The organism is Brucella intermedia LMG 3301, assembly GCF_000182645.1.
Classification (GTDB): Bacteria; Pseudomonadota; Alphaproteobacteria; order Rhizobiales; family Rhizobiaceae; genus Brucella; species Brucella intermedia.
This window is the reverse complement of sequence record NZ_ACQA01000001.1, coordinates 1184948-1196575: the sequence shown is the minus strand read 5'-3', so window position 1 is coordinate 1196575 and position 11628 is coordinate 1184948. Positions and strand designations below refer to the sequence as shown.

The window sequence follows — 11628 nt, the reverse complement described above, 5'->3', positions numbered from 1 at the left end:
TCGGTTGCTTTTCTGGCGAAAACACCCCATATGCCGGGGCAGGCGCATGGGCCGACGTGTTTGTCGGCTTTCCCGGCATTGGACTTGTTGCGTCTCGCCTCTGTCTTCCGGAATGGTCCGGAGGCGGGGAGACCCGAGAAATGTTCGGGCACGGCAGCGCAAGTCGCCAGGAGTTTAAAGTTCCGGCGTCCCGTCGTTATCATTGAACAGATAGAGTTCGGCAAGTTGCGCTTGACCGGCATTGGATGTGGACCATGACAGCATGGTGCCACTGAGAGAGATTGAATTGACAAAAGAAATTACGGGCGGCTTTGCCGCTCTTGGCGTTACCGGCATTTTGCTCAAGGGCGTTGAAGCCGCTGGCATGACCGAGCCGAAGCCGATCCAGTTGCAGGCTATCCCGCATCAGCTTGAAGGTCGCGATATTCTGGGCATTGCGCAGACGGGCTCCGGCAAGACCGCTGCTTTCAGCCTGCCTATCCTGCAGAAGATCATCGGGCTCGGCGACAAGCGCCGTCCCAAGACCGCACGTGCGCTGATCCTCGCGCCGACGCGCGAACTGGCCGTGCAGATCGAACAGACGATCCGCAATGTTTCCAAACATGCGCATATCTCGACCGCGCTTGTTCTTGGCGGCGTTTCCAAACTGTCGCAAATCAAGCGCATCGCGCCGGGCATCGACGTTCTGATCGCTACGCCGGGCCGTCTCACTGATCTGATGCGTGACGGTCTGGTAGACCTTTCGCAGACGCGTTGGCTTGTTCTCGACGAAGCGGACCGTATGCTCGATATGGGTTTTATCAACGATGTGAAGCGCATCGCGAAGGCGACCCATTCCGAACGCCAGACCGCGCTGTTTTCGGCGACCATGCCGAAGGAAATCGCATCGTTGGCGGGAAGCCTGCTGCGTGACCCGGTTCGCGTCGAAGTTGCTCCGCAGGGAACGACTGCTGCTGAAATCACGCAGGTCGTGCATCCTGTGCACACCAAGGAAAAGCGCCGTCTTCTTTCCGCACTGCTCGGTGACAAGGCCATGCGTTCGGTCATCGTCTTCACCCGTACTAAGCACGGTGCAGATGCAGTGGTGCGCCATCTGGAGCGGGATGGCTACGAAGTCGCTGCGATCCACGGCAACAAGTCGCAGAATGCGCGCCAGCGTGCGCTGAACGGATTCCGTGATGGATCGCTGCGAATTCTGATCGCAACCGACATCGCTGCACGCGGCATTGACGTTCCGGGTATCAGCCATGTCGTGAACTACGATCTGCCTGACGAGCCGGAAACCTATGTGCACCGCATTGGCCGTACTGGCCGCAATGGCGCCAGCGGCGCATCGATCACGCTCTACGATCCGGCGGCGGAGGAATCCAAACTGCGAGCGGTCGAGCGCGTGACGCGCAGCAAGCTTCCGATCAAGGATGCGCCTGTGGAACTTGCACCGGCTCCGGCACCCCGCGCTGCAACTCCCGGCGAGCGCCCGCAGAAGACCCATCGCAAAGGCGGAACTCCACAGAAACCGCGCCGCGCAGCCCCGAAAGCTGGCGATCATCGCGGAGCCGCCCACGCAACGGCGGACGCCGCTCCCAAAGCGAAGCGCCCGTTCCGCCGTAAGCGCCGCAATGCCAACGGCAATGGCGGCCAGCGCGCGGCATAATTCCGCTTCTCAAACATTTTTCCAAAAAGCCGCCCATTTCGGGCGGCTTTTCTATTTATGGCCGCGAAACGGGTTTCGCTTTGCGTAATGGCGGGGAAAAATATTCCCCGCTTGCTTGAAGGGCAGAGCTGTTCCTCATAGTTTCCTCTGCGAAACAGGAAGGACGGATGCCATGTTCCAATCGGTGCTCGACGCAATCGGCAATACGCCATTGATCCATTTGAAGAAGGCTTCCGAACTGACCGGCTGCGCAATTTACGGCAAGGCCGAGTTCCTCAATCCCGGTCAGTCGGTGAAGGACCGGGCAGCGCTCTATATTATTCGCGATGCGGAAAAGCGCGGGCTGTTAAAACCCGGCGGGGTTATTGTCGAAGGCACGGCTGGCAATACCGGCATTGGCCTCACGATGGTTGCAAAAGCGCTCGGCTATCGCACTGTCATCGTCATTCCCGAAACGCAGAGCCAGGAAAAGAAGGACGCCTTGCGCCTGCTTGGCGCCGAACTGATCGAAGTTCCAGCCGCGCCCTATCGCAATCCGAACAATTATGTGCGTCTTTCCGGACGGCTAGCCGAACAACTCGCCAGAAGCGAGCCGAATGGTGCTGTCTGGGCCAATCAGTTCGATAATCCAATCAACCGGCAAGCTCATGTCGAAACCACTGCACAGGAAATCTGGCGCGATACCAATGGCAAGGTTGATGGATTTGTCGCGGCAGTCGGATCAGGCGGAACGCTTGTCGGTACGGCATTCGGCTTGAAGGACCACAATGCCGATATCAAGATCGCACTTGCCGATCCGTATGGAGCTGCACTTCATTCCTTTTACACGACGGGCGAGCTGAAAGCCGAAGGCGACTCGATTACCGAAGGCATCGGGCAGGGGCGTATCACCGCCAATCTCGAAGGCTTCACCCCCGATTTCTCCTATCGTCTTTCCGATGTGGAAGCGCTCGATCTCGTATTCGATCTCGTGGAAAATGAGGGGCTTTGCCTTGGCGGTTCATCAGGCATCAATATTGCAGGCGCAATCCGGCTTGCAAAAGATCTCGGTCCGGGCCACACAATTGTGACGGTGCTTTGCGACTATGGTAATCGCTATCAGTCCAAGCTGTTCAATCCTGCTTTCCTGCGCGGCAAGAACCTGCCCGTACCGGGCTGGCTGGAGACGAAAACCGAGATAGACATACCGTTCGAGGGATAATCATGGCATACGAGACCGAAGCGCTTTTCCGCGAAGATTCCTATCTTTCAACGGCGGAGGGCACGGTGCTCGCCATTACCGAAACGGGCGGGATTATTCTCGACCAGACCAATTTTTACGCGACCTCCGGCGGTCAGCCGGGGGATATCGGCTTCTTCGAACGTGCGGACGGCTCTCGTATAGAGATTGCGGCGACCGTTACCGGCGAAAACAAGAACGAAATCATTCATGTGCCGGCAGAGGGGCAGGCTGCACCCGCAATCGGCGAAAAACTGGTGCTGCATGTAGACTGGCCCCGGCGCTACAAGCTGATGCGCATGCATACGGCCTGTCACCTGCTGTCTGTTGTCTGCCCTTTCCCGATTACCGGCGCCGCTGTCGGCGAGGACGAAAGCCGCGTTGATTTCGATCTCCCCGATCCGACCTACACCAAGGAATTCGTGACCGAAAAGCTCATGGAGCGGGTGAGCGCCAACGATGCTGTCGCCATTCGCTGGATCAGTGATGAAGAGTTTCTGGCCAATCCGGATATAGTGAAGTCGAAGAATGTACGCCCCCCGGTGGGGCTCGGTCGCATACGCCTCGTTCTTATTGGTGAGAACGGAGTGGTGGATTCGCAACCTTGCGGCGGCACACACGTTTCCGAGACGCAGGAAGTGGGAGAAATCCACATCGGCAAGATCGAAAAGAAGGGCAAGGAAAACCGCCGTTTCCGCATTCGTTTCGGCGCCTTGCCGGAATCCTGAGCCGTAGGGGAGTGATTGTCATGGCTGATAAAAGCGCTTTCGTCGTTTCGCGTGACTGGTTGAAAGAACGGCTCGGCAAGCCGGGCATCGCGATTGTCGATGCATCCTGGTATCTTCCGGCTGCTGGGCGCAATGGACAGGAAGAATACAACGCGGCGCATATTCCGGGCGCGGTTTTCTTCGATCAGGACAAGATCGCCGACAAGGAATCGGGTCTGCCGCACACGCTGCCATCGGCCGAGCTTTTTGCCCAGCATGTCGGCGCCATGGGGATTACGGCCGACGAGACAGTCGTTGTCTATGACGGGCCGGGCATGTTTTCCGCGCCCCGGGTCTGGTGGATGTTCCGTATCATGGGCGTGAAGAATGTCTTTGTGCTCGATGGCGGCTTTGATGGCTGGAAAAAGGCCGGATATCCTGTCACCGATGAAGCCACAAAGATTGCATCGACGCTTTTCACGCCATCCTTCAATAAGGACGCGGTGGTCGATTTCGCCGAAATGCGCGATATCGTGGACGAACGGCGTTCGCAGGTCGCCGATGCACGTGCTGCCGGACGGTTCACAGGCCGCGATGCGGAACCGCGCGCCGGAATGCGATCCGGCCATATGCCCGGCGCACGCAACGTTCCCGTCGGCACTCTGTCCGAACAAGGCGAACTCAAGGATCTGGACAGCCTGCGCAGGATTTTCGATGAGGCCGGGATCGATCTTTCCAGGCCGGTTGTTACAAGCTGTGGATCGGGCGTAACGGCTGCGGTCATCACGCTGGCCCTCACATCGCTCGGTCATACCGAAAACCGCCTTTACGATGGCTCCTGGAGTGAATGGGGCAGCAGGCAGGACACGCCTGTGGTGACTGGTGAAGCCGAGTAAGCATGTCGGAAAAGCTGGTTGCCCGCATCACCCATCTGGAAATGTCTGCCCGTCAAGCTGTCGCAGTGCCGGTACCTTCCGGTATCCGGCTGGCAATCATGCGTGCGGGCGATATGCCCGTCCATTATTACCGCTATCTCTATGAACGGGTGGGGCGCAAGCATCACTGGATGATGCGCCGCGTTCAGACGGACGCAGAGGTTGCGGCTGCGATCCACGCCGACACCACCGAAATCCACGTTCTTTATGCGGAAGGATGTCCGGCGGGCTTTGTCGAATTGGACCTGTCGGTATTACCCGCCACCGCGGAAATCCTTTATTTCGGTCTCATTGATGATTTTCAGGGGCGGGGGCTGGGCAAGTTCTTTCTAAGCGAGGCTATTTCAGCGGCCTGGGCGCATGGACCGCAAAAGGTGACGATCCATACCAATACGCTCGACAGTCCGCGCGCATTGCAGCTTTACCAGAAAATGGGTTTCGTCCCGGTTGGTTGGTCCGAAGAGGTCATCGAACCTTGGGAGTAGGGGCTGGCGCTAGAGCGGTTGCTGATCTAACAGAACCGCCGGAACCGTTCTAACTATTTGTTTTATCGCATTATCCAACGCATCGAAGCGGATAAGAAATCAGTCCAGTGAACTGATTTCCCCGCGTAGACGTTTCACACTTTTGCTCGAAATGCTCTAACCGCGTGCCACTTCCCGTACACTCGCGATGGAAACGATGGACGCGCTGGCCAGACGTCCGCTTTCCTCATCGAAGACCACACAATTGCGCCCGCGCTGCTTTGCCATATAGAGACAACGGTCCGCGCGGCTTAGCACCTGCGAGTTCGTCTCGTTCTTCGGCGCGGATGCAACACCGATACTGATCGTCAACGGATAGACCTGATACTCGGTCGTGTGAAACGGTGTGTTTTCCACTTCGGCGCGTATACGCTGTGCAACACGCATGCCGGTTTCTCCGCTTGCGCCCGGCAAGAACACGCAAAATTCCTCCCCGCCGATCCGGCCGACCAGATCACCCTTCCGCGTCACATTCTGAAGCGCGAAAGCGATCAGCTTCAAGGCGCGGTCACCGACGCCGTGGCCAAACGTATCGTTGATCGCCTTGAAGTGGTCAGCATCGATAACGAGCAGGGTGCCGGTTTCGATACGGGAACGGCTGATCTTCATGGCTTCAAAAAGCGCCTCACGGTTGAGAAGACCGGTCATGTGATCGATCCGCGACCGTGCCTGCAGTTCAACATGAGCCCTCTCCAGCTGAAGATAAGCGTCTTTCAGCTTCCCATGCTGGTGGAAAATATAGGCAAGGGAGGGGAAGGCCGTTGCTGCGGGAATGCCCGCGCTGAGGCTAAGCGCAATGATGCCAGGAGTGGCGCCAGCGGAAAAAGCCACTATCGACGTTGCCCCAAGCGAGAACGCAACGACAGACAGCGTTATCAGTGCTGCTTTCACAAGAGCAGTCTTCTTCATTCCCTCGCACTCCCAACCCTGAGTGAGGATGATCAACGACCCCGCCTTAACCCAGAATGAACGGGCTATATTTTGCGGGCCTTATAAAAGGAACGCCGGAGAGGGGAAAGGTATCACCATGCGCGCCCTACAATTTTTTGTTTATGAGTGCCATTAATGACACAATCATAGGTAGCGTGATGGTTATATATTACGAAGAAATGTAAATAAGCACAACTATGTTTAAAAGAACGATCCTGGCGAGACATAAATCATCAATAGCTAATATAAGTATGGAGCGTCTCTCGCAAGGCGTTTTGGAAGATCCCGGAGTAGCGCAAAGCCACAAACTCCGGGATCGTAGCTGCTGAAGGCTTTAAATCAGAAGACCGCCAGATATTTCAGAAGCGAAATGATGCCGATAATGATCACGATAACTTGAGCGATCTGTTTGACCTTGGCGTCCAACGGCAGCATGTTGATCAGATAAAGTATGAGGAAGATAACGAGAATTGTTATCAGCAGGCTGATGAGGATGGACATGGGCGGTCTGATCCTTCCCGGAACTTGGGGTTGCATTGCCCACCCGACGACCGTTCCTCCGCGTCGTCCGGTTGAGCCGTTCTAACCGGAAGAAAGAGCAGGGCCCTCGCTGCCGGCACATCGTTTCCAATCCAAAAACAATGTGCCGGTTAACGTTCCAAGAAAAAGAAGGTTCCGCTTTATAAGCAAGAACTTAAAACGCAACGCGCTGTTCAGTTCTGGAGTTTCCAACTCGTCATTTGCGCATGCTGCCCGTTTCGCGACGGCGCTGATGCCAGCTGAAAGCTTCTTCGATCAGGTGAGGGGTATGTCCCCCACGCGCACAGGCCCGGTCGAAATAATCGTTAAGCTGGTCGCGATAGTCCGGATGCGCGCAGTTGTCTATGATCGCGCGCGCCCTTTCGCGCGGAGCGAGGCCGCGCAGGTCTGCAAGGCCCTGCTCGGTCACGATAATATCCACGTCATGTTCTGTGTGATCGACATGCGTAACCATCGGTACGACGGACGATATGGCGCCATTCTTGGCTTCGGATTTGGTCACGAAGATCGAAATGAAGGCGTTGCGGGCGAAGTCGCCTGAACCGCCGATGCCATTCATCATATGGGTGCCGTCCACGTGCGTGGAGTTCACATTGCCGTAAATGTCGAATTCCAGCGCGGTATTGATGCCGATAATGCCGAGACGACGGATGACTTCCGGATGATTGCTGATCTCCTGCGGACGCAGAATGAGCTTGTCGCGGTAACGGTCGATATTGTTGAACACGCGCTCTCCGCAAGCGGGGCTGAGCGTGATGGACGATCCCGATGCAAAGTCCAGCTTTCCGGCATCGAAGAGATCGAAGGTGCTATCCTGCAACACTTCGCTATACATGCGCAGATTGTGAAACGGGCTGTCGGCAAAACCGTTCAAGACTGCATTGGCAATGGTGCCTATACCCGCCTGAAGCGGATTGAGCGTCAGGTCCAGACGCCCGGCAGCTACTTCCTGCATCAGAAATTCGATGAGATGGCCAGCGATGGCGATGGTTTCACTGTCGGCCGGTTCGACGGTCGATGCGCTGTCATTCTCCTTCGTGATGACGATGCCCGCGATCTTTTCCGGCGGGATCGGAATGTAGGGCAGGCCGACGCGGCTGTCGCAGGCCGTGACCGGTATCGGGTCGCGGGAAGGGCGCTTCGTTGGGATATAGATGTCGTGCAGACCTTCAAGCGCCATGGACTGGTTGAGGTTCACTTCCACGATGACCTTTTCGGCCAGAATGGCAAAGCTCGCGGAATTGCCGATCGATGTCGTGGGAATGATCCCGCCGCTCTCGGTTATGGCAAGCGCTTCAACGACGGCATAATCAATGGGGCCGATCTGGTTGGAGCGCAATTGCTCGACGGTTTCGGAAAGATGCTGGTCGATGAACATCACTTCGCCGCGATTGATGGCGGCCCGAAGGGTTCTGTCGACCTGAAATGGCATGCGCCGCGAAAGCACATGGGCTTCGGTGAGCAGCTTGTCGACATCGTGACCAAGCGATGCACCGGTAATCAGCGTGATCTTGAAAGGGTCTGTCGCAGCGCGCGCAGCCATGGCGACCGGCACGGCCTTGGCATCGCCAGCGCGGGTGAAACCGCTCATGCCGACGACCATGCCGTCTTTAATCAGGCTCGCGGCCTGCTCCGCGGTAATGATCTTGTCCCGAAGCGAAGTGTTGCGAATACGTGCTTCCAACATCTTTAAAACTACCTTCCTCGCCATTCCGGGCTTGAGCCGGAAATGGCGCTCGCTGCGTCCAACGCCGGATACTGCCACCGTTCGATTTGCGGTCACGGCACCGCCTGCGTATTAGCGCATATGGACGAGCAGTACACGCATGCTTTGGTCTTAGAAGCCAAAACGGACGGCTGTGAACCCCGCCGTGTCTCCCATGGTCCGCGATTCTAGGGAATGATTGAAATCAACGACGCAGAGCGGGCAGGTGCACGGTCGATCGGTACAAAGCGCGCGACGCAAAAGGCAGCTCATCTGCAAGTCGCATTTCGAGCTGGAACTCACCCCGGCTACATACAGCGATTGCATAAGATAGATTATGGAACTATCCGATGTGAAGCCTGCGTGAGAACCTGACCTCGAAGCCGATGCCACTATGAAAGCTGCCCTTGCTTTCGAGGACATGTAGCCAGCGTGAAAATCAGCGGCGCCGCGCGATATAGAGATGTCCTGGAACCGGCGCTCCCTGTTCGCTGCGAACGACAATATCCTCGCAGCGCACGCAGTCCATATCATGGTTGTCGAGCATCGCACGCACATAGGATTGTGCGTGTGCAAAGCGCTGATAATCACCGACCATGAATGCGCGTCCGGCAAGTCGCGCATCGTCCAGTGTCTCGCTTGAAAAGCCGAAATGTCCGCCTGACGACAGATGCGCGGCAACGCCCGCGAAGAATTTGTCGAGTTCGCCCATATATGGCAGGACATCGGTGGCGACGATCAGGTCCCATTGCGGTTCGTTGGTGGTCTCGAGAAAGCGTACGGCTTCGCCGACAAACAGCGCCTGATAATCGCCTTTCTCGTAAGCGACTTCGATCATGTTTTCAGAAATATCGACGCCCGTCTTATGTCCGGCCATGTCGTCGAGCGCGTCGGCGGACAAACCGGTGCCGCAGCCGAGATCAAGCATGCGTTCTGCGAAAAACTCGTCGTCCAGTTCAAGGAGCATTTCGCGCAGCTGCAGCGGAACGTCATAACCTAGCTGGTCTACAAGGATCGTATCGAACATTTCGGCGTGCTGATCGAAGAGCGTGGACACATAGGCATCCGGCGCCTTTAACGGCACAGCGCCGCGTCCCATGCTCGCAAGCCGCACGGCAGCGCCGCCATGGTCATCAGGATCGATGCGCAGCACATCCTCATATGCCTTGGCGGCAGCATCGAAATCGCCAGCCTTTTCCAGAGCGAGAGCCCGGTTATAGGCTTCTGCTAGTGCTTCCTGATCAAAAGCCTGGGCATCGTTCTTTGCCATTGATTTCTGCCTTCTCCGCCTTGCACTGCGCACGTGCAAAGACAGCGCAACGATTGCGCACATTTCGTTAGAATATTTGAAGGCCGGAATCCCGTAATCGCGGAGCCAGCCCCTGCCCGTTCTCCTACGCCGATCCAATTGCACTCGCAAGCGCATTATGGAAAGGTTTGTTTCCGTTTTAAATAAAACAGATAAATCTAATATTGTTTATAATTTCCATTGGGAAAAATAATCGATGGAAATATAAAATCGTAATGGTAGCGTCATGATACTTTACGGGCATTTACATCATTATATCATTTAACTGTAATGAGGCTCAGGTGCGCAGTTCAATTTTGAAATTATTGGTCTTTCTGGCTGCTGTTGCCGCTAGTATCCATCTCGCTCGCGCTGATGCAGAACAGGAACTGGCCAAAAAACTCGCCAACCCCATTTCAAGCCTCATCAGTGTTCCTTTCCAGCAGAATTACGACTGCTGCTTCGGCCCCAAGGATGCTTACCGATATTCACTCAACATTCAGCCCGTCATTCCGTTTTCGCTGAATGAGGACTGGAACCTTATCGTCCGCACAATTGTGCCTGTCGTCTATCAGGAGGCTCCAGCGGCCGGTTTCGACAGTCGTTTTGGTCTGAGCGACACAGAACAGAGTTTCTTTCTTTCGCCGGCGCAATCTCTGGACGGTATAACCTGGGGCGTTGGCCCCGTGTTTCTGTGGCCGACCGCCACCAGCAGCGAGCTTGGCACCGGAAAATGGGGGGCAGGCCCCACAGGCGTCATCCTCAAGCAGCATGGCGGCTGGACCTATGGCGCACTCGCCAACCATATATGGTCCTATGCCGGGCACAGCGACCGTGAGGCTGTCAGCCAGAGCTTTGTCCAGCCGTTTCTCACCTGTACTTTTCCCGATACGACAGCGCTGAGCCTTTCGTCGGAATCCTCCTATGACTGGACCTCGGAGCAGTGGACCGTGCCAATCAACGCGGGCATATCGAAGGTTTTCAAGTTCGGAGAACAACGGGTCAGCCTCGGTGTTTCTGCGCGGTATTATGCCGAAGCACCGTCGGACGGGCCTAAATGGGGCGCCCGCTTCGTAACGACGTTTCTATTTCCGGAAAAATAGAAGAGCGCCCTACTCCGCGGCAGCCGCAATACGTTCGTCGTGATCTTTATGATCGGCCAGTTTTCTGGCGATCACTGCGCAGGCCATGAGCTGTATCTGGTGAAAGAGCATTAGGGGTAAAACGATGCTGCCGACATTCGCACCCGCGAAAATGGCGCTCGCCATTGGTGCGCCGCTGGCGAGGCTCTTCTTCGAGCCGCAGAACATGATCGTAATGCGGTCGGGCCGGTTGAAGCCCAGCCATTTGCTTCCGTACCAGGTCGCAAGCAGCACGGCGGCCAGCAGGACGATATTGACGCCTACCATCATGCCAAGATCGTCCCAGGAAACGGTACGCCAAAGGCCTTCAACCACAGCCTCGCTGAAAGCCAGATAGACCACCATCAGGATCGAGCCGCGATCGACGAAACCGAGCGCCTTGCCGTGGCGCCGCATGAAACTCCCGATCCAGGGTTGCAGAATCTGCCCGAGCACGAATGGCGCCAGCAGTTGCAGCAGGATGGATTCAAGCGCGTCGACCGATATTCCACCGCCGCCTTTGACTGCAAACAACAGGCCGACCAGCAACGGTGTGAGAAACATGCCGAAAATGTTTGACGCTGACGCCGACACGATTGCCGCCGAAACGTTGCCGCCCGCAATTGAGGTGAAGGCGATCGACGACTGGACCGTCGAAGGCAGAACGCAAAGAAAGAGGATGCCTGTAAAAAAGGCGGACTGCGACAGTCCAGGAACGGACCATCCCGCCGCCAGACCGAGGATAGGAAACAGGATGAACGTCGATGAGAGCACCGCCAGATGCAGTCTCCAGTGCGTTATGCCTGCAACGACAGCCTCTCGCGACAGCCGGGCACCATGCAGGAAGAACAGGAGCCCGACAGCAAATTTCGTCGCCAGTGCAAACCATTCCGCAAATTCACCATGTACGGGTAACACGGACGCAAACAGGATGGTCACGATCAGCATGCTGGTGAATTTGTCAGGCAGGAAACGCATCATATCGTCCAATCTCGCGGCATTTCA

At 56.3% G+C, this 11628-nt stretch carries 11 protein-coding genes; 6 read left to right on the top strand and 5 right to left on the bottom strand.

Annotated features, from left to right (window positions below; all coding sequences use genetic code 11):
- The first annotated feature begins 262 nt into the window (after positions 1-262).
- The 5 genes from OINT_RS05690 (at position 263) to OINT_RS05670 (ending at position 5000) form a co-directional block, all read left to right on the top strand.
- Positions 263-1654 carry a DEAD/DEAH box helicase gene (locus tag OINT_RS05690; protein ID WP_006470473.1) on the top strand — a complete coding sequence of 464 codons (1392 nt, stop codon included), beginning with the start codon at positions 263-265 and terminating at the stop codon, positions 1652-1654.
- Between the two features lie 172 nt (positions 1655-1826).
- On the top strand, positions 1827-2855 hold the full coding sequence (locus OINT_RS05685; RefSeq protein ID WP_006470472.1) for a cysteine synthase A: 1029 nt from the start codon (positions 1827-1829) through the stop codon (positions 2853-2855).
- A 2-nt stretch (positions 2856-2857) separates the two neighbouring features.
- Entirely contained in the window at positions 2858-3601 is a 744-nt protein-coding gene (locus OINT_RS05680; protein WP_006466828.1) for an alanyl-tRNA editing protein, read from the top strand.
- Between the two features lie 20 nt (positions 3602-3621).
- On the top strand, positions 3622-4476 hold the full coding sequence (gene sseA, locus OINT_RS05675) for a 3-mercaptopyruvate sulfurtransferase (RefSeq protein ID WP_006470471.1): 855 nt from the start codon (positions 3622-3624) through the stop codon (positions 4474-4476).
- Between the two features lie 2 nt (positions 4477-4478).
- The gene (locus OINT_RS05670) at positions 4479-5000 is read left to right on the top strand and encodes a GNAT family N-acetyltransferase (RefSeq protein WP_006466826.1); all 522 of its coding nucleotides are present in this window, start codon (positions 4479-4481) and stop codon (positions 4998-5000) included.
- Between the two features lie 156 nt (positions 5001-5156).
- Here the strand turns inward: OINT_RS05670 and OINT_RS05665 are convergent, their stop codons facing one another.
- The 4 genes from OINT_RS05665 to OINT_RS05655 form a co-directional block, all read right to left on the bottom strand.
- Entirely contained in the window at positions 5157-5948 is a 792-nt protein-coding gene (locus OINT_RS05665) for a GGDEF domain-containing protein (protein ID WP_006470470.1), read from the bottom strand.
- 360 nt (positions 5949-6308) lie between these two features.
- Positions 6309-6470: a Thivi_2564 family membrane protein gene (locus OINT_RS23370; protein WP_006470469.1), complete on the bottom strand. Its 162-nt coding sequence runs from the start codon at positions 6468-6470 to the stop codon at positions 6309-6311.
- Positions 6471-6705: 235 nt separating this feature from the next.
- Entirely contained in the window at positions 6706-8196 is a 1491-nt protein-coding gene (locus tag OINT_RS05660; protein WP_006470468.1) for an acetyl-CoA hydrolase/transferase family protein, read from the bottom strand.
- Between the two features lie 457 nt (positions 8197-8653).
- Positions 8654-9484, bottom strand: coding sequence for a class I SAM-dependent DNA methyltransferase (locus OINT_RS05655; RefSeq protein ID WP_006470467.1), 831 nt, complete (start codon positions 9482-9484; stop codon positions 8654-8656).
- A 320-nt stretch (positions 9485-9804) separates the two neighbouring features.
- Between OINT_RS05655 and OINT_RS05650 the strand changes: the two genes are divergently transcribed.
- Positions 9805-10605, top strand: a complete 801-nt coding sequence (locus OINT_RS05650; RefSeq protein WP_006466820.1) for a hypothetical protein — start codon at positions 9805-9807, stop codon at positions 10603-10605.
- Positions 10606-10614: 9 nt separating this feature from the next.
- Here the strand turns inward: OINT_RS05650 and OINT_RS05645 are convergent, their stop codons facing one another.
- Positions 10615-11601, bottom strand: coding sequence for a bile acid:sodium symporter family protein (locus tag OINT_RS05645; RefSeq protein ID WP_031352573.1), 987 nt, complete (start codon positions 11599-11601; stop codon positions 10615-10617).
- Positions 11602-11628 lie beyond the last annotated feature (27 nt).